At 65.0% G+C, this 21,243-nt stretch carries 19 protein-coding genes; 10 read left to right on the top strand and 9 right to left on the bottom strand.

Annotated elements, in window-relative coordinates:
- Window positions 1–332: 332 nt before the first annotated feature.
- The 3 genes from ASF00_RS16405 to ASF00_RS16395 all read right to left on the bottom strand — a co-directional run bounded on the left by ASF00_RS16405 (window position 333) and on the right by ASF00_RS16395 (window position 3,987).
- The gene (locus ASF00_RS16405) at window positions 333–1,424 is read right to left on the bottom strand and encodes an acyltransferase family protein (protein ID WP_162233431.1); all 1,092 of its coding nucleotides are present in this window, start codon (window positions 1,422–1,424) and stop codon (window positions 333–335) included.
- 133 nt (window positions 1,425–1,557) lie between these two features.
- Entirely contained in the window at window positions 1,558–2,697 is a 1,140-nt protein-coding gene (locus ASF00_RS16400) for an NAD-dependent epimerase/dehydratase family protein (RefSeq protein ID WP_055881786.1), read from the bottom strand.
- A gap of 156 nt (window positions 2,698–2,853) precedes the next feature.
- On the bottom strand, window positions 2,854–3,987 hold the full coding sequence (locus tag ASF00_RS16395) for a glycosyltransferase family 4 protein (protein WP_055881783.1): 1,134 nt from the start codon (window positions 3,985–3,987) through the stop codon (window positions 2,854–2,856).
- Between the two features lie 192 nt (window positions 3,988–4,179).
- On the opposite strand from ASF00_RS16395, the gene ASF00_RS16390 reads away from it, so the two are divergent.
- On the top strand, window positions 4,180–5,058 hold the full coding sequence (locus ASF00_RS16390; RefSeq protein WP_162233600.1) for a glycosyltransferase family 2 protein: 879 nt from the start codon (window positions 4,180–4,182) through the stop codon (window positions 5,056–5,058).
- Between the two features lie 370 nt (window positions 5,059–5,428).
- Window positions 5,429–6,121, top strand: coding sequence for a VIT1/CCC1 transporter family protein (locus ASF00_RS16385; RefSeq protein ID WP_055881776.1), 693 nt, complete (start codon window positions 5,429–5,431; stop codon window positions 6,119–6,121).
- A 245-nt stretch (window positions 6,122–6,366) separates the two neighbouring features.
- Here ASF00_RS16385 and ASF00_RS16380 read toward each other — a convergent pair whose 3' ends face one another.
- Window positions 6,367–6,594, bottom strand: a complete 228-nt coding sequence (locus ASF00_RS16380) for a hypothetical protein (protein WP_327196367.1) — start codon at window positions 6,592–6,594, stop codon at window positions 6,367–6,369.
- 246 nt (window positions 6,595–6,840) lie between these two features.
- On the opposite strand from ASF00_RS16380, the gene asd reads away from it, so the two are divergent.
- The 3 genes from asd (at window position 6,841) to ASF00_RS16365 (ending at window position 8,940) form a co-directional block, all read left to right on the top strand.
- Window positions 6,841–7,692: an archaetidylserine decarboxylase gene (asd, locus tag ASF00_RS16375; RefSeq protein ID WP_055882404.1), complete on the top strand. Its 852-nt coding sequence runs from the start codon at window positions 6,841–6,843 to the stop codon at window positions 7,690–7,692.
- Between the two features lie 227 nt (window positions 7,693–7,919).
- Window positions 7,920–8,594: a glutathione S-transferase family protein gene (locus ASF00_RS16370; RefSeq protein ID WP_055881773.1), complete on the top strand. Its 675-nt coding sequence runs from the start codon at window positions 7,920–7,922 to the stop codon at window positions 8,592–8,594.
- A complete protein-coding gene (locus tag ASF00_RS16365; protein WP_055881769.1) occupies window positions 8,581–8,940 on the top strand; it encodes a tRNA-binding protein in 360 nt (119 codons plus the stop codon). The genes ASF00_RS16370 and ASF00_RS16365 overlap by 14 nt, the downstream gene beginning before the upstream one ends.
- A 43-nt stretch (window positions 8,941–8,983) precedes the next feature.
- Here ASF00_RS16365 and ASF00_RS16360 read toward each other — a convergent pair whose 3' ends face one another.
- Window positions 8,984–9,655 carry an OmpA family protein gene (locus ASF00_RS16360; protein WP_055881766.1) on the bottom strand — a complete coding sequence of 224 codons (672 nt, stop codon included), beginning with the start codon at window positions 9,653–9,655 and terminating at the stop codon, window positions 8,984–8,986.
- A 184-nt stretch (window positions 9,656–9,839) separates the two neighbouring features.
- On the opposite strand from ASF00_RS16360, the gene ASF00_RS16355 reads away from it, so the two are divergent.
- The gene (locus ASF00_RS16355) at window positions 9,840–11,141 is read left to right on the top strand and encodes a hemolysin family protein (RefSeq protein ID WP_055881758.1); all 1,302 of its coding nucleotides are present in this window, start codon (window positions 9,840–9,842) and stop codon (window positions 11,139–11,141) included.
- Window positions 11,142–11,283: 142 nt separating this feature from the next.
- Here ASF00_RS16355 and ASF00_RS16350 read toward each other — a convergent pair whose 3' ends face one another.
- The 3 genes from ASF00_RS16350 to purD all read right to left on the bottom strand — a co-directional run bounded on the left by ASF00_RS16350 (window position 11,284) and on the right by purD (window position 14,803).
- Window positions 11,284–12,447: an MlaA family lipoprotein gene (locus tag ASF00_RS16350; RefSeq protein ID WP_055881756.1), complete on the bottom strand. Its 1,164-nt coding sequence runs from the start codon at window positions 12,445–12,447 to the stop codon at window positions 11,284–11,286.
- Window positions 12,448–12,612: 165 nt separating this feature from the next.
- The gene (locus ASF00_RS16345) at window positions 12,613–13,443 is read right to left on the bottom strand and encodes a hypothetical protein (protein ID WP_055881754.1); all 831 of its coding nucleotides are present in this window, start codon (window positions 13,441–13,443) and stop codon (window positions 12,613–12,615) included.
- Between the two features lie 97 nt (window positions 13,444–13,540).
- Window positions 13,541–14,803 carry a phosphoribosylamine--glycine ligase gene (gene purD / locus ASF00_RS16340; RefSeq protein ID WP_055881750.1) on the bottom strand — a complete coding sequence of 421 codons (1,263 nt, stop codon included), beginning with the start codon at window positions 14,801–14,803 and terminating at the stop codon, window positions 13,541–13,543.
- Here purD and xseA point away from each other — a divergent pair.
- From xseA to ASF00_RS16325, 3 genes are read left to right on the top strand one after another with little or no spacing between them, the layout of a single operon-like run.
- Entirely contained in the window at window positions 14,802–16,226 is a 1,425-nt protein-coding gene (gene xseA / locus ASF00_RS16335) for an exodeoxyribonuclease VII large subunit (RefSeq protein ID WP_055881747.1), read from the top strand. The two genes, purD and xseA, sit on opposite strands and share 2 nt — an antisense overlap.
- A gap of 12 nt (window positions 16,227–16,238) precedes the next feature.
- Window positions 16,239–16,439, top strand: coding sequence for a DUF2093 domain-containing protein (locus tag ASF00_RS16330; RefSeq protein WP_055881745.1), 201 nt, complete (start codon window positions 16,239–16,241; stop codon window positions 16,437–16,439).
- Entirely contained in the window at window positions 16,436–17,278 is an 843-nt protein-coding gene (locus ASF00_RS16325; RefSeq protein WP_055881742.1) for a M23 family metallopeptidase, read from the top strand. Before ASF00_RS16330 ends, ASF00_RS16325 begins: the two co-directional genes overlap by 4 nt.
- Here the strand turns inward: ASF00_RS16325 and ASF00_RS16320 are convergent.
- Window positions 17,275–17,799, bottom strand: a complete 525-nt coding sequence (locus tag ASF00_RS16320) for a hypothetical protein (protein ID WP_055881740.1) — start codon at window positions 17,797–17,799, stop codon at window positions 17,275–17,277. The genes ASF00_RS16325 and ASF00_RS16320 overlap by 4 nt on opposite strands.
- A gap of 281 nt (window positions 17,800–18,080) precedes the next feature.
- On the opposite strand from ASF00_RS16320, the gene ASF00_RS16315 reads away from it, so the two are divergent.
- Entirely contained in the window at window positions 18,081–21,206 is a 3,126-nt protein-coding gene (locus ASF00_RS16315) for a TonB-dependent receptor domain-containing protein (protein ID WP_055881739.1), read from the top strand.
- Window positions 21,207–21,243 lie beyond the last annotated feature (37 nt).

The raw sequence follows: 21,243 nt of genomic DNA, 5'->3' as shown, positions 1-21,243 counted from the left end.
GAGGCATTGAGCGACAAGCGCGGTCCTTGCGCAAGCATGTGAAGCCCGCGCTGCTTGGCAAGGAAACTGCCGAACAGGACGCCTACGCACAAGGCGGCGGCGCCTAGAACATTCACCTGGATGAAAAAGTCCACCGTCGAGGCGGGAACGCCATCCCATACGTCGGTGAAGAGGCCGGGGATGGCATAGGCCGTAACGCAGAACCCCGCCGAGATATGCGTCGGAATGTTCCAGCGGCTGCGCCACACGAGATAGGGTGCAAGGAGCTGCGCCGACAGCGCAAGCACTGCGATCAAATTCAGCACGTTCGAAACCTACTCATGCACGCCTACTCATACACGCGGTGCGGTCGTGCGCGAGTGCGCGAACCGGAGCGCGTTCTTTTCGATCACGTGCCACGAAACCAACGCGGCGGCAAACGCAAGTCCGCACACGGCGAAGAGACTTGCGATCGGGGCCGCCTTGAACGCGCCAAGTGCAATTAGGACCTGCACGATCGGGAAATGATAGAGATATAGGCCATAGGACAGGTCGCCCGAACGCTTTGCGCTCCACAGCTGCGGCACCCGGATCGATGCCCAGTAGACGATTAACGTCACGCAGATGGGCGCCAGGACCAAAAAGACCATGCCCTGCGTCAGCGCATAGCCGGCGACGGCACACACGACCATCCACGCGGCAGGTGGAGGGAGGCCATCGCGCGTTCTGTAATACGCAAATGTTCCGCCGGCGAAGAAGGCGAGCTGGCCGGGCAGCTGCTTTGCAAAGCGTGCGGCCAGATCGGAGTTATGCGCATCGGCATAATAGGCGAAGGCGCCGTGCCACAGGATCGAGAACACGAACAATGCCGCAACGACCGGCTTGTAACCAAACCGCCGGCTGGCCCAGACGATGAAGGGCACCAGGCAGTAGAACATCACCTCGAGCTTGATGGTCCACAGCGACCCGTTGACCGCGGGCTCGAAGTTGTTGGTGAAGACGCCGGGCAAGGTGGGCTGACGGAAGTTCGACAGCATCAAATTTGATGCAACGTACGATCGCCAGCGGGGATCGGCAAAATACTGCCCCGGCGACAGCGTCGATATCGCGACGAGGGCAAAAGCCGCGACGAGGATGACGACGATGTACGCCGGTGCGATCCGGAAGATACGCTTCTTGGCATAGCTCACCAAGGACGTGGTATTATCGAAGCTCATCGTCACGAGGAAGCCGCTGACGACGAAGAACGCCTGAACCGCGAAGCCCGACGATACGTAGCGGTACAGCCAGTCCAACTGCGGTGCCTGCGAAAGCAGCGCCACATGGAAAACCACCACCATCGCCGCGAAGATCAGCCGCAGGCCGTCGAAATTGTTTACGCGGAGCCGGCTTTGGACCGGTTGCGGCGCATGCTGCGGGGCATCTACCGATGTGGAGGTCGGCACATCGGACTCAAATATCGTTTTGGTCATGAAAGAAGCAGAGTCCCGTCAGCGAACGCAGGTTTGCGCGGTCGCACAAGTTCGGCGCTGGCACAGCATAGGCAAAAGCCCTTGATTGTACCAGCGCGGCAACACTTTAGGCTACCTTGCCCGTGCGCAGAAGCTGGCGGTCACTCAATTCCTTCAGCGACTTGTCGAATCCCGAGTCGGCTGCCTCATGCCCGCCGGCCCAGTCCAGAAATGCCTTGAGACCGTCGGCAAACGCCCATTTCGGGGTAAAGCCGGTCAGGGCCTGGATGCGTGAAATGTCGGCGACGTTGTGGCGGATATCGCCCAGGCGGTAGGCACCGGTCACCGCGACAGGGACGTCCGCGCCGTAATAGTCGATCACCGTGCGCGCAACGTCCAGCACGCTGGTCCGCACACCCGCGCCGACGTTGAGTGACATCACTCCATGCACATCGGGAGCGCAAACGGCGGCGGTGGCGTCGATCACGTCGTCGACGAAGACGAAGTCGCGGCTTTCCTCGCCATCCTCGAAGATATTGAGGCCCTTGCCCTGGCGCACCAAGTTCGAGAATACCGCAAGGATGCCGGTATATGGATTGTTCAGGCTCTGTCCCGGCCCATAGACATTCTGATACCGCATGGCGAAGCCATCGACGCCCAGCGTCGCGGCGAACATCAGCACCATCTGCTCCTGGACCTGCTTTGTCAGGCCATAGAAGGACGAAGGGCCATAGGGGGTTGCTTCCGCGGTGGGCTCTACCGTTACGGCGTTGCCACAGGTTGGGCAGACGGGATCGAAGCGGCCCGCGTCCATCGCCTCGACCGTGCGTGCATCTGGGTAAATGCTGCCATGCTCCGCGCAATGATACTGGCCCTCGCCATAGATCGCGCGCGAGGAGGCCACGACGAGCTTGCGCAACGCGGGCGGGCGTTCGTTGACGAGCAGATCAAGAAGGACGGCGGTGCCTTGCAAATTGACGTCGGCATAATGCTCGACCTGGTACATCGACTGGCCCGTGCCGGTCTCGGCGGCAAGGTGGACGATCACCTCTTGTCCAGCGATCGCGGCGCGCATTGCGTCACGGTCGCGCACATCGCCGATGATGCAACGGGCGACGTCTTCCAGCCCGTCGGGAAACGCGCGTCCGGCCCCGTGAATCTGCTCGCTCAAATTGTCGATGACGGTGACCGTGGCATTGCCCTGGTGCAGCTTGTGCGCAAGGCGCGAACCGATGAACCCGGCGCCGCCGGTGATGAGCACGTTCATGATATTTTCGACTCCACTTGTAACCAAGTCAACGGCTATCGACCAGGCGCTGGCCGCGGACGATCGGCAATCCGCGCCGTCCTTAGCCAACGCGGGGGGATACGGCCATAGCCATGGCGTACCACGGGTGTCCGACGGTAATGGATAAAGCACGCTTTACCCGCGAGCGGAGAGCACCTTTACCAGTTTGCGCGCGACCGTAGCGGGCTCATAGGTAGCGCGGATCTCGGCGATCGCGGCGGAAGATGGGCGATTGCCGGATGCGAGCGCTGCTTCGATGGCATCCGCCCATACTGCCGGGTCGCGAGGCTGATCGATCACCCCCGCGTGCCCCAATGTGACTTCAGGCAAGGCATACGCGTTGCTCACTAGGGTCGGTATGCCCAGACCCAGCGACTCCACGGCCGGCATGCCGAACCCCTCGTACAGCGAGGGCAGAACGAATAGTTGGGCATGCGCATACAACAGCCCCAGATCGGCATCGCTGACGAAACCGGTCAGATGGACCCGGTCGATAATTGCCGGCGTCGATGCTGCCCGGACAAAATCCCGATTGGCCGCCGAGGACGATCCCACAAGGTAGAGCTGCAGCGACGGATCCCGCTGCGCCACGTTGGCAAAGGCGGCGAGCAGCGTGGGCACGTTTTTGTGGGGGAACTGATGGCATACCGATAATATGTACCGCTTCCCGACCATTTGGCGGGCCTCGGCGCTCGGCTTGCCGGTGCCGCCCTGCAAGCGCACGAAATCGATCGCGTTGGGTACGACGTCGCAGCGGGCCGCGATCGCCTCCCCGAAATATTCGCGCACGAGCGAGAGCTCGGATTGGGAGATCAGGATGATCGCATCGGCCGAACGGAGCATCCGCGGTAGATAGAAATCAAGCCAGGCGCGCCGCTTCGGCGAATGATATTCAGGATAACGCTTATACTGGATATCGTGCAGGATCACGCAGTTCCTGCCCCGGCGGCCGACGAGCGCGGGCGGGCAGAAATAATTGGGAAAGATCGCCCACTTGTCGCCACGACGCCGGTTTTGGAACAGCGCTTCTTCGATGAAACGCGTGCTTTTCGGTCCGGGCAGTCCGCCGCCTCGACGCATCGATATACCAGGGACGCCTCTCGTCCAGTCCAGGAAATCGGGCGAAAGATCAGCGTCACGACCGTAATTTAGCACCAGCGGCACGTCGGTCGCGGCTAGGCCGCGTATCAGGTTGTAGATCGCGAATTCGGTCCCGCCGATTTGGCCATGGCGTATCGCATAAAGGGGAATTTCGATTGGCAATGTCATCGATTGGCGAGGTATCGCGAAAAGCAAGTCATGGCGAGGGCGGTCGCGGCACCTTTTTATCCATGAGCGATAGACCGTCGGATCGGGGCGGCGGGGTACCAGCGAGGCGGCGCTAGCCCGGTGCTTCCTTTTGCACTGGCTTCTCCGCTACGGGAGCGCAGCGGCACAGAAGGTGCCATGGAAAGGCTGCCCATGAACGTTATCGTTACCGTCACCTTCAACGCGCTCAACGACGACATTCTCGAGCCATTTCTGGACTCCATCGAAGCGCAACGCAATCGCGATTTCATCCTGCTCATCGTGGATAACGCCTCGACCGATGGAACGGCGGATTATTTGCGTCAGCTTGACCGACCCAACACGCACGTCATTCTGAATGATGAGAATGTTGGATTTGCGAAAGGCTGCAATCAGGGGCTAGCTTTCGCGCGCAGTCACGGTGCCACCCATATTACCTTCATCAACAACGATACCGAGTTTAATGACAGCCTCATGCATGCGATGGTTGGCTCGTTGGAGGAGCAAAAGGCGGACGCCCTCGTGCCGCTCATCACATATTATTCGCAGCCCGACCGGATATGGTTTGTGACTGGTTCTTTTAGGTTGGCACGGGGCATCATACCGTTTCACGACCACATCGGTCGCCTGCGCCGTGAAGTGCCGATGAAAGCGATCGAAGACACCAAATTCGCATCGGGGTGCTGCATCACATTCAACATCGATTCATTCGAGGCGATGAATGGCTTTGACGAGCGCCACTTTGTGTATTGGGAAGACGCCGAGCTTTGTATGAAGATGGCGGCGGCCGGTCAGCGAATTGTTGTTGATACGCGATTGGAGTGCCGGCACAAGGTTTCGGTTTCGACCGGCGGGTCATTCAGCGCTTTCTCGATTTATCACTTTACACGTGGTCACATGATCTTCGTGCGCGATCACTTCGGTAAGGTCATTACCGCGCTGGTGATATGTGTTTCCCTTGCCAAAGCGGTATTGAACGTAATTCGGGGAAGGATGAAGATTCGGGGTCTTAAAAGCTGGTATCGAGGAATTGCCTCGGGCTTGCGTGGTTGACGAAAACGTGAAGAATTGCGTTGCCGAATGAGGCGCATGATGAAGTACAAAGTCTGCATTGGGCATGATGCTCAGGATCAGCCAGGTTGTCGTGATCGATCTGGTTGAGGAGTCGCTGCGTACGATAATGTTTCAATTTACTGCGCCTGGAAACGCGAATTTAGCCGACGCTTGGGCGATGGGTGAACTGACGATAGGCTGACTGAAAGTCGGTGGATCCGGCTTCGCCTCCACGTTCCGATGAAAGCCAGCATGCGGTCGATCCATGGCTGATCCTGTCCGCCGATCGACCGGTGGCGCAAAACCATCTGATTGTCCGCAAACGGGGCGTTACCCTCGTCACACCCGACAAAACCATCAGGAAACAGCCATGAGCAAGCATGATGAACGGCATCTGGTTTCGCGCACCGGCTGGTTGCGCGCGGCTGTGCTCGGTGCAAACGACGGCATCGTCTCGACCGCCAGCCTGATCGCCGGCGTTGCGGCTTCGGGGGCGAGTACCGGTACGGTGCTGGTCGCGGGTTCGGCGGCGATGGTCGCCGGCGCGATGTCGATGGCGGCGGGCGAATATGTCTCGGTGAGTTCGCAGGCGGACAGCGAGGCCGCCGACCTGACGCGCGAGCATGCCGAACTCGCGAGCGATTGGGCGCACGAGCATGACGAACTCGCGCAGATCTATGTGGCGCGCGGTCTCGACGCGACACTGGCGCGTCAGGTTGCCGGGCAGTTGATGGCGCATGATGCACTCGGGGCGCATGCCCGCGACGAGCTCGGCATCTCCGAGATCGTCCTCGCGCGCCCGGTACAGGCCGCGTTCGCATCGGCGGTCAGCTTCGTTGCCGGTGCGGTTGTCCCGCTCCTGGTCGCCGCACTGGCGCCGGCGCCGCAGCGGTTGGCTGTCGTGATCGGCGCGACGCTGGTCTGTCTTGCCATCCTCGGGATCGTCGGCGCGAGGGTTGGAGGCGCGCGTCCGTTTCGCCCTGCCGTCCGCGTGTTGCTCTGGGGGGCGGCGGCGATGGCGGCGACCGCCGGGATCGGCCACCTCGTCGGCACTGCGGTATGAGCATGGCCGTACCCGGGCGCAGCATAGCTCGGAGAATGCGACACAAGCCCAGACGATCCGCCGTGCGCGCGCTTAGTCTTCCCATCGCGTACCGTCGGCCTCGGCGATCTGCGGCATCGTCATCGCGCTCTGCAACCGCACCAGGCCACGTCAACGGCTTGAACAGGCGCGGGATGGCATCGACAAGGATGCTATGGTCAGCATGTGGTGGCCGTTGCGGACGGACCGCGTGCCGGTGCGTTTCGTCACGCCTTGCGCCGCCGTGTAGGCGCGCGAAAGTCGGGCGGCTTGCCAGCGATCCAGCGAAGATATTGCCGGATATCCTCGCGTTCGCGCAGCTGGTCCATCGTCGCATAGGACGAAGCCAACGCGTGGTTCGCGACAAAGGCATGGATGGTGCGATGGCAGATCGGATGCACCGGCACGGTCGTCGTGCCGCCCTCGCTCTTGGGAACACTATGATGTCGCTCCACGCGTTGCCCAAGACGCCGCCCGCATAAGGCGCAGCACGGATCGTCCTGCTCTGGTGCAGCTCTTGCGGCAGCCGCCGCCAGCCCAGCTATCCGTTTCACGCGACCGCCCATGCGCACCATATGCGCATTCCGCGGGCATTTTCGAGACCGTGTCGGTGCGGGACGCTCCGGGATGGGCTTGATGCGACGCGCATGACGGGGAACAATCGCGCCGTCCATCCGCTGGCCGATCTTCAAGGATCCTCAATGTCCGATCGCTTTACCGTCCTGCTGCAATATGCCCTGCCGAAACAGCGGCTGACCCGTCTGGCGGGTCGTATCGCGCGGGCGCGGGGCGGTGCAATGACCACCCGGCTGATCCGCTGGTTCGTCGTGCGCTACGGCGTCGATATGAGCGAAGCCGACAATCCGGACATCGCCAGCTACGCCAGCTTCAACGACTTCTTCTCGCGGCCGCTGCGGCCGGGCGCTCGGCCGCTGGCGGATGCCGATTTCATTTGTCCGGTGGATGGCGCGATCAGTCAGGTCGGTGCGATCGACGACCATCATATCGTGCAGGCCAAGGGGCACCGGTTCACCACCACCGAACTGATCGGCGGTGACGGCACACTGGCCGCGGAGTTCCGTCATGGCAGTTTCGCAAATCTTTATCTGTCGCCGCGGGACTATCACCGTCTCCATATGCCGTGCGCCGGCCGGTTGACGGGGATGCGCTACATTCCCGGCAGCCTGTTCTCGGTGAACCCCGTCACGGCGCGCGGAGTGCCCAATCTGTTCGCGCGCAACGAACGCCTTGTGTGCGTCTTCGAGAGTGCGGAGCACGGCACATTCGTCATGGTGCTCATCGGCGCGACCATCGTCGGCAGCATCGCGACCGCATGGCACGGCGTCGTGAATGCGAAACGTACCGGCACGCTGAGGGAATGGCACTATGCCGATCATAACGTCGCGCTCGAACAGGGCGAAGAAATGGGGCGCTTCCTGCTTGGCTCGACGATCGTGATGCTGTTCCGGCAGGGCGCGATCGCGTTTGACGAAAACTGGGGGCCGGCGCGGCCGGTGCGGCTCGGCGAACGCATGGGCGATCGTCCGGTTTGATCGCCGGGACCTAAACGCCCGATCGGGCCGGAGCATGGCGGCAAGCGTATGCGTGCGCGGTAACGGCGGCGGCGGCGGCGGCGGCGGGGGCGGGGGGACACCCTGTCGATACGGCTCGATCCTTTCGGACGCGAGCCTGCGGCCGCGGCAGAGCGCCCGAACGCACCGTGCGCTATTCGCTCTCGGCGCTAGTGACACACCCGCCTCGCACCGCCTAAACGGAGGGGATGTGGCAGCTTTACCAATTCCCCTTATGTCCCTTCTCGCGAAAGGTGCGCCTGCTGCTGGGCGAGAAGGGGGTCGGGTATGAACTCGTCCGCGAATCGCCTTGGGATCGGCGCGACGAGTTCATGGACATGAATCCCGCCGGGCAGACGCCGGTGATGGTCGACGCGTCGCGCGGCGTGGCGCCGCTGATCGATTCGATGGCGATCTGCGAGTTCTTCGAGGAGACCGTCGAAAAAGCCGCGATGATCAACGGCACCGCCACCAACCGCGCTGAAATCCGCCGGTTGGTGACGTGGTTCGATACGCATTTCTACCGCGACGTCACCGGACCCTTGTTGCACGAGCGCATGGTCAAGCGGCTTGCGCATCGCGCCGCACCCGATGCCAAGGGCCTGCGCGAGGCGATGAAGGCCGCGGTCGGGCATCTCGATTACATGGACTATCTGCTCGATCATCGGAACTGGCTGGGCGGTGCGACGATGAGTCTCGCCGATCTTGCCGCGGCCGCGCAGATTTCGGTCACCGATTATCTCGGCGGGATCGACTGGAAGGGGCACGACCAGACCGCGCGCTGGTATCGCGGCTTCAAGAGCCGCCCGAGCTTCCGCCCGCTGCTGTCCGAACGGATGGAACTGATCTCGCCCCCGTCGCACTATGACAATGTTGATTTCTGAGATGCCGTCCCCTGAGATCAGCTTCCCCGATTTCGAGAAGGTCGACATCCGCGTCGGCACGATCGTCGCGGCCGAACGCTTCCCCGAAGCGCGCAAACCCGCGTTCAAGCTGCGGATCGATTTCGGTCCGGAGATCGGTGAGAAGCGCTCGTCCGCGCAGATCACAGACCATTATGCACCGGAGACGCTGATCGGTCGCCAGGTCGCGGCGGTGGTCAATTTTCCACCCCGCCAGATCGGGCCGATGATGTCCGAAGTTCTGACGCTCGGCTTCCCCGATGCGGCGGGGAAGGTGGTTCTAATCTCGCCGACCGCGCAGGTCCCGAATGGCGGTCGGTTGTTCTAGATGGCTGCTCCTCCCCACGACGGGGGAGGAGTGGCGCCTCTGACTACCGCAGGTCGCTTTGCGTGATCGGCACGATCTTCACCTCGACGCGACGGTTCGCAGCGCGGCCGGCATCGGTATCGTTCGACGCGATCGGCTGCGTCTTGCCATAGCCGCGCGTGCCGATGCGGGCGCTCTGCACGCCGTGACCCGACAGGTAATCCGCGACCGAGCGCGCGCGGCGTTCGGACAGCGCCTGGTTATACTGGTCGCTGCCGGTCGAATCGGTATGGCCGTACACGTCGACATAGGTCTGGTTGTACTGCGCCAGCGTGTCCGCGACCTGGTCGAGCGTACGCTGGAACTGCGGCTGCACGGTAGCGCTGTCATATGCGAAGGTGATGCCCGACGGGATGTTGAGCACCAGGTCGTCGCCCTGTCGGATCACCTGGACGTCGGTGCCAGCGGTGCGGGCGCGCAGGTCGCGCTCCTGCTTGTCCATGTACGCGCCGATCCCTGCGCCGGCCAGGCCGCCAATGCCCGCGCCGAGCAGCTTCTCGGTACGATCGCGACGCCCACCGACCACGTCGCCGAGCAGATAGCCGCCGAGCGCGCCGCCGATGCCGCCCAGCGCGGTCTTCGAGATCGTCTGGCGACCGGTCTCCGGATCGGTGGTGCAGCCGCTGGTGGCGATCAGCGCAGCCAGTGCCGCACCCGCGAACATCTTGGTTTTCATAAACACTCTCCCTGGAACGATGGACGGCAACGATATGCCCGATACGGCCGATAACCCGATTTCGGTAGCGATTGTTCCGCCTGCGCATCAAGCCGCGGCGCAACTATGCCCAACTCCGTCGTCGCGCTAACATGCAAGGACGGTTGTGCGATCGCCCGTTGTCCTGCAAAGAGCGGTCGAGCCAATGGCACCGCTTCCCCCCTTCCCCTGGATCGACGTTGCGATCATCCTCGCGCTCGTCGCGTTGAACGGCGTGTTCGCGATGAGCGAACTCGCGATCGTCTCGGCGCGCAAGGCCCGGCTCGAGGCGATGGCACGCTCGGGCAAGAAGGGCGCGCGCGCCGCGCTGCTGCTCGCGGCAGACCCCGGCAAGTTCCTCTCGACCGTCCAGATCGGCATCACGCTGATCGGCATCCTCGCCGGTGCCTATTCGGGGTCGAGCCTCGGCATGCCGACCGCCGCGCGACTGCAGGGCTGGGGACTGTCGGCCGCGACCGCGGAAACCGCCGGGTTCGCAATCGTCATCGGCCTGACGACGTTTGCCTCGCTGATCATCGGCGAGCTCGTCCCCAAGCAATTCGCGCTGCGCTCGCCCGAGGTGATCGCGTCGTTCATGGCGCCCGTCATGCGCTGGCTCGCGATCGGCACTGCGCCGATCGTCTGGGTGCTCGATTCGACCAGTGGCCTGATCTTCCACCTGCTCCGCCTCGACCGCGAGAGCGAGGAGCACGTCACCGCCGAGGAACTCCACCTGATCGTCGCCGAGGCGTCCAAGTCGGGTGTGATCGAGGAACATGAGCGCTCGATCATCTCGGGCGTGGTGCGCCTCGCGGATCGCCCGGTTCGCGAAGTGATGACGCCGCGCACGGAGATCGACTGGCTCGACTGCAACGGCACCAGCGACGAGATCCGCAGCACCTTGCTCGGTTCGCAGCACACGCGGCTTCCGGTTGGCGACGGCTCGATCGACAAGGTCCAGGGCGTCGTGCAGGCGCGCGACATCGCCGCCGCGCTGTTTCGCGGCGAACCGCTCGACCTGCGCGTGCTGATGCGGAAAGCGCCGGTGGTGATCGACCAGATCGACGCGATGGACGCCTTGCTCGCGCTGCGCGAGGCCGAGGTGCCGATGGCGCTGATCCACGACGAATACGGCCATTTCGAAGGCATCGTCACGCCCGCCGACCTGCTCGCGGCGATCGCCGGCGAGTTCAAGTCGGATTCGGATCCGGACGACGCGCCCTCAGTGGTCGTCCGCGACGATGGCTCGTTGCTCGTGGCGGGGACGATGGCGGCCGATTCGCTCGCCGACCGCCTTGGCATCGATCTGCCCGAGGACCGCGATTACGCCACCGTCGCGGGTCTTGCCCTGTCGGTGTTCCGCCATCTGCCGGGCGAGGGCGAGAGCTTCGTCGAACAGGGCTGGAAGTTCGAGATCGTCGATCTCGACGGCCGTCGCATCGACAAGCTGCTGGTGAGTGAAGTCTGACGCCGGTGCGCCTGCGTTTCCGGAAGATCCCCCGGTAAATCACCCCCGGTAAATCAGACGCCGCCGCCTCAAAATCGCCTCCTCTCGGCAGAGGCTGGGATATCCCGTTGGAATGCGCGACCCGGGCCTTGCTGCCGGCGCGTCAGCGTGCGCTTGCGGGCCGTTCGACGGACGTATCGGCGGACGTATCGACGGACGTATCGGCGGACGTATCGACGGGGGGCGCCCCGGCGGCAGGCGTCTCCGAGACCGGCTTTGCCCCAGGTTCCAGATCGCTCGGCACGAACGGCACCACGCTCGGCGGTGGCCCGGACATGCCCGCGGGGTCTCCCTCGACACGGCCGTGGAGATGATCGATCTCCGCCTGCCGCCGGTTGAGATAGAAGGACCGCGTCGCCGCGTACGGATCGGGCGAATTGTCGTGCAGGTCCTTCAACGTCTGGTCGAACTCCGACCGGTGGTCGAGTGCGCCCAGGATCCCCGCCGGAGCCGTGTACGACGTGCTGTTGAACGGATGACCGACGCCGACCGGCAGGATCAATCGGTCGATCGCGCCACCGAACAGATCGCGGATCGTCGTCGGACCGACGATCGGCAGGAACAGGAACGGGCCGTTCTTCACGCCGTAATAGCCGAGCGTGTTGGCAAACCCGTTCGACCGTCGCGGCAGGTGGAACGGCTTGCGCTTCGCCATGTCGATCACGCCGGCCACGCCGATCGTCGTATTGATGGCGAACCGCCCGACCGTCTCCGCTGCCTTGCCCGGCTTGAACTGCAGGAGGAAGTTCAGGAAGACGATCGGCTCGCGCAGGTTGTACAGGAAATTGTGGATGCCGCGCCGGATCGGGCTCGGCACGGTCTTCTTGTAGGTTCGTGCGACCGGACCGATCACGGCGTCGTCGACCTTCTGCGTCACCGCGAACGATTCGGCATTGACCGCGCGAAGCGGATCACCCGCGGTTTCCTTGCGTCCGGTAACGACGATATCAGACGGGGACCGTTCCGAAGCGGGGGTGCCGATCGGGGGAGGGCCGATCGGCGGAATCTGCTGGGTCGGCACGCCTTGCGGCCCGACCTGTGTCTGACCAGCCTGTGTCTGAAGCGTGACCGCCGGAAGCGATGCGTTTAACGCCAGCGCAGAGACGGCCATCGACGCGATCGCGGGGACGTCATCGGTAAACGGCGATGGCACGGCACCGGGCGATACGCCGGACACCGCCCACGCATCGTCTCCGATCACGACCGGACCAGCCGGGAGATGCACCGGAGCGGCCGTCAACAGCATCGCACTCATCATTACCAGCATGTGAACTCATCGCCCTGTCTACCGCCCTCATACTTCGAGGTGCGACGCGTCGAGACATGCCCGTCGGCACGCGTCCGGCATAGAGCCAATCGACAGTACCGGGCGTGTTGGCAGGCTGTTACGTGTTGAACGCGCGGCCTATCACGCGGGTGGCGATGGCATCGCTCACAGTTTGCCGAACACGCTCTCGAACCCGGCCTTGTCGCCCGCCGCGAGCAGCCGTGCCTGCTCGATCCAGCGATCGCGGCCCATGCGCCCGGTGAAATTGCCGAGTTGCGCGTCGATACGCTGCGCCTCGCTCTCTGACAGCGCTGCCATCTGACCGACCGTCGCAACGCCGAGCGACGCCAACTGCGCGGCGACCTTCGGTCCAAGCCCCTTCAACTGCGTGACGGGGCCGTCCGCATAGGCAGGCATTGGCTGGCTCGACTCGACGGGGTCGGGCGCGATCGGGGTGGGCTTGATCGGGGCGGACTTGACCGCATCGGGTTCGACGGCTGCCGGCGGTGTGATTTCGGTCGCAGGGCGCGCCTCCGGCGGCGCGGCGGCGGCGATCGGCTCGTCTGCCATCCGGTGCGGCGTTGCCGGGGGGGCGGCGCGCGGGATGTCGGAAATCGGTGCCGGTGCATTTCGCGCCTCAGGGGTGCGCTCGGGCTCGGATTGGGGCTGGATCGGGACCTGCGCCTGGGCCTGCGCCGGTGCGACGGGTGCTACGGTCTGCGCCTGCCGCTGCGACTGTGAGGCGTTGAAAGGATCGGGTGTGGCCTTGCCCGGATCGGGAACCGGCAGTGCCGGAACGCCGGCTTCCTCGGCGTTCGCGATCACGTCGCGCGATGCCTGTACGCGGCCGCGTTTCGCCTTGATGCCCCACAGCAGACCGATGATCACCAGGATCGCCACGACGGCGATGATCGTGAAGTGGATCGCGGTCAGCGTGGCGATGCCGTCTGGCAGCAGGCTCAGACCCGAGGCGGAAGTCGCGGAAGTTTCGTTCATGCTCATACTCGTAGCGATGCGCGCGAAGGGCGGCGAGGCCTAATCGGCAAGGCGGTCATGTCTGATCCTCCCCCTGGCGGGGGGGATAGCCAGCGTATCACCCGCGCGCAATTTCGCGCCAGCCGATGTCGCGGCGATAGAAGCCCTCCGCGAAGTCGATCGCCTCGACCGCGCGATAGGCGTTCGCCTGCGCCACGGCGACGTCGTCGCCGGTGGCGGTCACGGCCAGCACGCGGCCGCCCGATGCGACCAGCCCACCGTCCTCGAGCCGCGTCCCCGCGTGGAACACGGTGCCGCCGGCATCGCGCGCCGAATCCAGCCCGATGATCGCGCCGCCCGCCTTGGGCGTGCCCGGATAGCCGTCCGCGGCCATCACCACCGTCAGCGCGGTCTCGTCGCTGAACTGCGCCGCGGGCATCTCGCCGAGACGCCCTTCCGCGGTCGCCAGCATCGTCGCGAGCAGATCTCCCTGGAAGCGCATCATCAGCACCTGCGTCTCGGGATCGCCGAACCGCGCATTATATTCGATCAGCTTGGGCCCCTGCGGCGTCAGCATCAGCCCCGCATACAGCACGCCCGAGAACGGCATGCCCTCGGCTGCCATCGCCGCCACCGTTGGCGCGACGATCTCGTCGATCGCGCGCTTTTCCAGCGCGGGCGTCAGGACGAGCGCGGGGCTGTACGCGCCCATCCCGCCGGTGTTCGGCCCGGTATCGCCCTCGCCGACGCGCTTGTGATCCTGCGCGGAGCCGAACGGCATCAGCGCCACGCCGTCGGTCAGCACGAACAGGCTCGCTTCCTCGCCGTCGAGAAATTCCTCGATCACCGCCTCGGCTTCCCCATCGGCGAACAGCGCATCGAGCGCAGCCTCGGCCTCGGCGGCGCTGAACGCGATGACGACGCCCTTGCCCGCGGCCAGGCCGTCCGCCTTGATGACGACCGGCAGCGAGAAGGTGCGCGCGAGCGCGGCATCCGCCTCGGCGCGCGTCTTGACCCTGACATAGCCCGCGGTCGGAATCCCGGCGCGCAGGCACAGATCCTTGGTGAAGCCCTTCGACCCCTCAAGCTGTGCCGCCGCCTTCGAGGGGCCAAACACCGGGATATCCGCTGCGCGCAACGAATCCGCCAGCCCGTCGACCAGCGGCGCCTCCGGCCCGATCACGACCAGCCCGACCGCATGGTCGCGCACGAACGCGACGATGGCGGCGTGATCCGTCGCATCCAGCGACACGAGCGTCGCAAGCCGTGCGATCCCGGGGTTGCCCGGCGCCGCATACAGCGTATCGAGGCCTCTCGATTGCACCAGCTTCCACGCGAGCGCATGTTCGCGCCCCCCCGAGCCCAGCAGCAGGACGTTCATGCCCGATCCCTTTTCCGATGACGTGTCGAGTGACATGGGGCGGCTGGTAGCCGAGCCGGTCGCCGGCGACAACGCACTCGCCATGTCGGTCGGCGAGCTCGCGTTCAAGCTGAAGCGGATGGTCGAGGGCGAATTCGGCCATGTCCGCCTGCGCGGCGAGATTTCCGGCTGGAAGCGCGTTGCCTCGGGGCATTGCTACATGTCGCTCAAGGACGACCAGGCGGTGATTGATGGCGTCATCTGGAAGGGCAATGCGTCGAGCCTCGCCTTCGTGCCGCAGGACGGCATCGAGGTGATCGCGACCGGCAAGCTGACCACCTATCCCGGCCGCTCGAAATACCAGATCGTGATCGAGCGGATGGAGCTGGCCGGCGCGGGCGCACTGATGGCGCTGCTCGAAAAGCTCAAGGCGAAGTTGGCGGGCGAGGGGCTGTTCGACCGGGCGCGCAAGCAACCGCTGCCGTTCATGCCGCGGGTGATCGGCGTCGTGACATCGGGCACCGGCGCGGTGATCCGCGACATCCTCCACCGCCTGGAGGATCGCTGCCCGACGCACGTCATCGTCTGGCCGGTCAAGGTGCAGGGTGAGGGCTCGGCGAACGAGATCGCCGCCGCGGTCCGCGGGTTCGACGCGATCGCGCCCGGCGGACCGGTGCCCCGCCCCGATCTCGTCATCGTCGCGCGCGGCGGTGGCTCGGTCGAGGATCTTTGGTCGTTCAACGAGGAGGTCGTGGTGCGCGCGGTCGCCGGCTGCACGATCCCGATCATCTCCGCGGTCGGACATGAGACAGATACGACCTTGTGCGATTTCGCCGCCGATCTGCGCGCGCCGACGCCGACCGCGGCGGCCGAGATCGCGGTGCCCGTGCTCGCCGACCTGCGACTGACGATCGACAGCCACCGCAACCGCACCGAACGCTGCGCCCGCCGCCACGTCGAGCGCGGCCGCGAGCGGCTCGACGCGCTCGCGCGGTTGCTGCCGAAGCGCGACCAGTTGCTCGGCCCGCAGCGCCAGCGCGCCGACGATTTCGGCCAGCGGCTCGATCGCGGGCTGGAGCGGCGGCTGACGCTTGCGCGCGGCAGTCTCGATCGGTCGGGCGCCGCGCTGCGTCCCGCCACGCTCGAGCGCAAGCTCGAGGCGAAACGCGCGCAGTTCGACGCGACATGGCGCCTCGTCCAGTCGCTCAACCCCGACGCGATCCTCGACCGCGGCTATGCCCGCGTCACCGCGCGTCCCGGCGGCGAGACGCTCGCCTCGGCCAAGGCGGCGCGCGAGGCGGGCACGCTGACCCTCCACTTCCGTGACGGCGTGGTCGACGCGGTGACCGACACCGGTCTTGAGCGCCCCGCCGCCAAAACCTATGCTGCGCCCAAGGCCAGGCCCGCGCCGGACGCGTTGCCCCGCCAGCCCACCCTTCTATAGAAGAGCCCGATCATGCTGATGTCCAACTCCGACCGCGCCGCGCGGCTGCACTATATGGCCAATGGTTTTCGCGTGCTCAGCCCGGGCGACCATGTCGCCTGCGCCGCGACCGGCCACCGCATCGCGCTCGAGGATCTGCGCTACTGGAGCGTCGCCCGCCAGGAGGCCTATGCCACTGCCGCCGCCGCCAGCGAAGCGATGGCGCCACGATGATCCGCGCGGCGGTGCTCGTCCTGCTGGCAGCGACCAGTGCGACTGCCCAGCAAGCGCCGCCGCCTACCACCGCGAGCCAGCCCGCATTCCGCTGGACCGGCACGCTGAGCCAGGGTGGGCTGATCCTCGGCACAGCGCCTACCGGAACGCGGGCGGTCACGCTGAACGGCAAGCCGATCGCACTGGCCCCTGACGGCCGCTTCCTCGCCGGCTTCGACCGCGACGCCGGCCCGCAAGCGTCGCTGACCGCGACATTCGGCGACGGTCGCAATGTTACGCAAAGTCTCAGGATCGCGCCGCGCGCGTGGCGGATCGAGCGCCTCGACACGCTCCCGAAATTCCCCGCGCCTGACCCGGTCTTCGCGAGGCTCCGCCCGCCCGAACTCGCGCAGATCGTCGCCGCCCGCGCGCGCATGACCGATGCGCAAGGCTGGCGTCGGGCGTTCGCGTGGCCCGCCACCGGTCGCATCTCCGGGCTGTTCGGATCGCAGCGCGTCTACAAGGGCGAACCCGGCAGCTATCATTCGGGCACCGACATCGCGAAGACCACCGGCGCGGTCGTCACCGCGCCCGCCGACGGCGTCGTGATCCTCGCGGCGGATCACCCCTTCACGCTGGAGGGCAATCTGCTGATGCTCGACCACGGCATGGGCCTCAACAGCGCGTTCCTGCATCTGTCGCGGATCGATGTGAAGCCCGGCGATCACGTCACACAGGGGCAGCCGATCGGTGCCGTGGGCATGACCGGTCGCGCGACCGGCCCGCACCTCCACTGGAGCCTGCGGTGGAACGACGCGAAGCTCGACCCGATGCTGGTGGCGGGACCGATGCGCCCCTAATTCTGGCGCTTGGCCTTCACCCCGGGTTGGCCGCCGACGCTCAACCGGAAGCTGCCGAGTGCGGCGCGCTTGATGATCACCTTGTCGTTCGCCCTTGGCCGACGCGCGATGATGTTGTCGTCGGTCTGCACCCAGTGCGCCCCGTCCGCCAGGATGAAGCTCCAACGCCCTGCGTCGTCGACCGAGGCGTTGGCCAATGTCGTCTCGATCTGCGGCAGGTCATCGCCGCTGCCGAAGAGGCCGATATCGGGCAGGCTGATGCCGAACAGGTTCCGTCGGGTTTCGCGAACCTGCTGCTGATCGATCACGACGACGGTCTGGGTTTTCTCTGCGGAGTCCAGCGCGGCCACCGATGTGTCGAAGCATGTCAGGCGCGCCGCCGGATCGGCAATCGTCCGGCATTGCGTCACTGCCATCAGCAGCGGCGCGCGTCCCGTCTTTCGGGGTTTTGTCGCCCCCATGGCGGGGCCCGTCACGGCAATCGCCACTCCCCAGGCAACCATAATCATCGCGATCCGCATCGTCGTCCAGCCCCCGTTGCAACACGCGTGGCGTAGGCCGACGCCCGCAGTGCGGCAAGAGTCTCGTCGCGCCAGCGCGTCGGGCGGTCGTGTCGGCATCGAAACGGATGTTGCTATTTGGTGACATCCGGATCGCAATGCGACGAACGGGCGCCGCTTTGTTACTTTCTTTTGGACAAGGGCGTCGCGTCTTGCGACATCGCCCTCAGCTGCGGCCCTTCGGTCGCACAATGGATCGTGTCGGGCGGAAAAATTCGCCGATTCAAAGGGACCAAATAACCATGCGCAACCACATGTTTCGCGACTGCCTGCTGGCATCGACGATGATCGCAGGCGCGGTCATCGCGCTGCCGGCCTTCGCGCAGAATGCCCCGGCGCCAGCGCCCCAGGGTACGACGAGCGATGACGGCGCGGCGGCGACCACGCCCGCAATCTCCAATACGCCAAGCCAGGATCCCGCCGCTGCGGGTACGGCAGGCGGCGGCGACATCGTCGTCACCGGTTCGCGTATTTCGAACCCTAACCTGACCTCTGCCAGCCCGGTCACGGTCGTGAACGCTGCGGACATCAAGCTGCGCGGCGCGACGCGTATCGAGGACGTGCTCAACAGCCTGCCGTCGTCGTTCGCCACGCAGACCTCGTCGGTCTCGAACGGTTCGACCGGCACCGCGACGATCAACCTGCGCAACCTCGGTGAATCGCGCACGCTGGTGCTGGTCAACGGCCGCCGCCTGATGCCGGGCAACCCGTCGTCGAGCAGCACCGCCAGCGCTGCTGCCGACGTCAACATGATCCCCGCTTCGCTGCTCAAGCGCGTCGACGTGCTGACCGGCGGCGCCGGCTCGGTCTACGGGTCTGACGCCATCGCCGGCGTCGTCAACTTCGTGCTCGATACCGATTACGAAGGGTTCAGCATCGATACCTCGGGTGGCATCTACAACCACAACAACCGCAGCGCGCGCTTCAAGGCGCTCAACACCGCGCGCGGCTATCCGGCGCCCACCGGCCAGTCGTTCGACGGCACGCAGTTCGACATCAACTTCAAGGTCGGTGCCGGCACCAGCGACGGCCGCGGCCATGTCGTCGGCTATGGTGGCTACCGCAAGATCGGTGCGATCCTGCAGGGCTCGCGCGACTATAGCTCGTGCGGTCTGAACGCACCGGCGGGCAACGTCGGCAACGACTATGTCTGCGGCGGTTCGACCACCGCGTTCCCGGCGAACTTCTCGCTCGGCGATGCGGTCGTCAACGGCGCGGCAAGCGGCCTGCAGCAGCAATACACGCTGAACGGTGCGGGGGCGCTGATCCCCGGGCGGACGCTCTACAATGCGAACCCGCTGAACTATTACCAGCGTCCGGATACGCGCTATACCGCGGGCTTCCTCGCCAACTATGAAGTGAGCGAGGCGTTCAAGCCTTATGCCGAGTTCATGTTCATGGACGATCGCTCGGTCGCGCAGATCGCGCCGTCGGGTGACTTCAGCAACACCACCGTGCTGAACAGCAACAACCCGTTCCTGTCGGCGGCACAGCGCGCGACGTTCTTCCGCAACACGAACCTCCTGCGCGATGCCAACGGCAACGTCATCAACCTGACCAACCCCGACGGCACGCAGTACCAGCAGGCGAACGTCACGATCGGTCGCCGCAACGTCGAGGGCGGCGGTCGTCAGGCCGATCTTCGTCATACCCAGTATCGTTACGTCGCAGGCGCGCGCGGCGACATTGGCAAGGGTGTTTCGTACGAGGCCTATGGCCAGTTCGGCAGCACCGTGTTCAACCAGGTGTATCGCAACGAGTTCTCGATCTCGCGCACCACGCGCGCGCTCGACGCGATCACCGACACGCGTCCCGGCTTGGCCACGACCGGCCAGGCGGTCTGTCGCTCGTTCGTCGACGGTACCGATCCGAACTGCGTCCCGCTCAACATCTTCGGGTCCGCAGGCATCACGCCGGGCGCGTTGAGCTATGTTCAGACCCCGGGCTTCCAGTCGGGCGAGAACAAGGAAACGGTCGTCAACGGCTCGTTCACCTTCAAGGGTGCCGAGTACGGCGTGCAGTCGCCGTTCGCGAGCGAAGGCATCGCGCTGAACGTCGGTGGCGAGTACCGCAAGGAGTCGCTGAGCCTCGAGGTCGACAATGGCTTCCTGAGCGGCGATCTCGCCGGCCAGGGTGGTGCGACCTTGCCGATCCGTGGCAGCTACAACGTCAAGGAAGCGTTCGGCGAGCTCCAGGTGCCGCTCGTCAGCGATCGCCCGTTCTTCAACGAACTGACGGTCAACGGCGGCTACCGCTATTCGAGCTACAGCACGGCTGGTTCGGCGCATTCGTACAAGGGTGAGCTGGTCTGGGCGCCGATCTCGGACATCCGCTTCCGCGGCGGCTACAACCGTGCGGTCCGCGCCCCGAACACGCAGGAACTGTTCGCCCAGCAGTCGGTGCAGATCGATGGTGCGACCGATCCGTGCGCAGGCCTGGCCGTCAACGGCCTGGTCAACGGCAACACGCCGGCGCAGTGCGCACTGACCGGCGTTCCGGCGAGCCGCTTCGGTCTGGTCCAGGACAATCCTTCGGAGCAGTATAACGGCCTGGTCGGCGGCAATGTGAACCTGAAGCCTGAAAAGGCCGATACGTTCACCGCCGGCGTGATCCTGCGTCCTTCGTTCCTGCCGGGCTTCAACCTGTCGGTCGACGGGTTCCGGATCAAGCTGAAGGATCGGATCGGCGTCATCGGTGCCGACACGATCATCGCGCAGTGCCTTCAGACCGGCCAGCAGCAGTTCTGCAGCGCCATCAACCGCGATGCCAACGGCACGCTGTGGCAGGGTACCAACGGCTTCATCGTCGATACCAACGTCAACGCGGGTTCGCTGACCACGCAGGGTATCGAGACGTCGGCGGGCTACACCTACCGTTCGGACAGCATCGGCACGATCGGGCTGTCGTTCAACGGCACGTATGTCGACAAGTTCACGTCGGACAAGGCCGGCGCGAAGTTCGACTGCGCGGGGCTCTACGGCGCGCAGTGCCTGTACCCGATGTCGAAGTGGCGTCACCAGGCCCGCATCTCGCTGACCACGCCGAACGGCATCGGTCTGTCGGGTAACTGGCGCTACCTGTCGGCGACCAAGTTCGAGCGTACCAGCGGCGACACCGATCTGTCGGGTGCGTTCTACGCACGGGATGCCCGCGTGAAGGCGCAGAACTACTTCGATCTGGCCGGCACGGTTCGCGTCGAGGACAAGTTCACCTTCCGTCTCGGGGTGAACAACATCCTCGACAAGACCCCGCCGATCCTGAGCGCAACGGCATCGCCGATCGGCTCGTTCGGCAACGGCAACACCTATCCGGGTATCTACGACGCGATCGGTCGTTACCTGTTCGTTGGTCTGACCATCGATATGTAAGCGATCCTTCGGGACAGAAATCGGGGTGGCGGATCAT

Origin of the sequence: Sphingomonas sp. Leaf34 (genome assembly GCF_001421805.1) — a bacterium.
In the GTDB taxonomy this organism is placed as follows: Bacteria; Pseudomonadota; Alphaproteobacteria; order Sphingomonadales; family Sphingomonadaceae; genus Sphingomonas.
The sequence above is the reverse complement of the archived record's forward strand: the minus strand, read 5'-3'. Positions and strand labels throughout refer to the sequence as shown.

Excerpts from the sequence above, each read along its gene's own strand:
- ASF00_RS16400 (WP_055881786.1), bottom strand. The coding sequence starts at position 2,697 with ATGAACGTGCTCATCACCGGCGGCGCCGGGTTCATCGGTTCGCGCCTT.
- ASF00_RS16395 (WP_055881783.1), bottom strand. The coding sequence starts at position 3,987 with ATGACATTGCCAATCGAAATTCCCCTTTATGCGATACGCCATGGCCAA.
- ASF00_RS16390 (WP_162233600.1), top strand. The coding sequence starts at position 4,180 with ATGAACGTTATCGTTACCGTCACCTTCAACGCGCTCAACGACGACATT.
- ASF00_RS16385 (WP_055881776.1), top strand. The coding sequence starts at position 5,429 with ATGAGCAAGCATGATGAACGGCATCTGGTTTCGCGCACCGGCTGGTTG.
- asd (WP_055882404.1), top strand. The coding sequence starts at position 6,841 with ATGTCCGATCGCTTTACCGTCCTGCTGCAATATGCCCTGCCGAAACAG.
- ASF00_RS16370 (WP_055881773.1), top strand. The coding sequence starts at position 7,920 with ATGTGGCAGCTTTACCAATTCCCCTTATGTCCCTTCTCGCGAAAGGTG.
- ASF00_RS16365 (WP_055881769.1), top strand. The coding sequence starts at position 8,581 with ATGTTGATTTCTGAGATGCCGTCCCCTGAGATCAGCTTCCCCGATTTC.
- ASF00_RS16360 (WP_055881766.1), bottom strand. The coding sequence starts at position 9,655 with ATGAAAACCAAGATGTTCGCGGGTGCGGCACTGGCTGCGCTGATCGCC.
- ASF00_RS16355 (WP_055881758.1), top strand. The coding sequence starts at position 9,840 with ATGGCACCGCTTCCCCCCTTCCCCTGGATCGACGTTGCGATCATCCTC.
- ASF00_RS16350 (WP_055881756.1), bottom strand. The coding sequence starts at position 12,447 with ATGCTGGTAATGATGAGTGCGATGCTGTTGACGGCCGCTCCGGTGCAT.
- ASF00_RS16345 (WP_055881754.1), bottom strand. The coding sequence starts at position 13,443 with ATGAACGAAACTTCCGCGACTTCCGCCTCGGGTCTGAGCCTGCTGCCA.
- xseA (WP_055881747.1), top strand. The coding sequence starts at position 14,802 with ATGCCCGATCCCTTTTCCGATGACGTGTCGAGTGACATGGGGCGGCTG.
- purD (WP_055881750.1), bottom strand. The coding sequence starts at position 14,803 with ATGAACGTCCTGCTGCTGGGCTCGGGGGGGCGCGAACATGCGCTCGCG.
- ASF00_RS16330 (WP_055881745.1), top strand. The coding sequence starts at position 16,239 with ATGCTGATGTCCAACTCCGACCGCGCCGCGCGGCTGCACTATATGGCC.
- ASF00_RS16325 (WP_055881742.1), top strand. The coding sequence starts at position 16,436 with ATGATCCGCGCGGCGGTGCTCGTCCTGCTGGCAGCGACCAGTGCGACT.
- ASF00_RS16320 (WP_055881740.1), bottom strand. The coding sequence starts at position 17,799 with ATGCGGATCGCGATGATTATGGTTGCCTGGGGAGTGGCGATTGCCGTG.
- ASF00_RS16315 (WP_055881739.1), top strand. The coding sequence starts at position 18,081 with ATGCGCAACCACATGTTTCGCGACTGCCTGCTGGCATCGACGATGATC.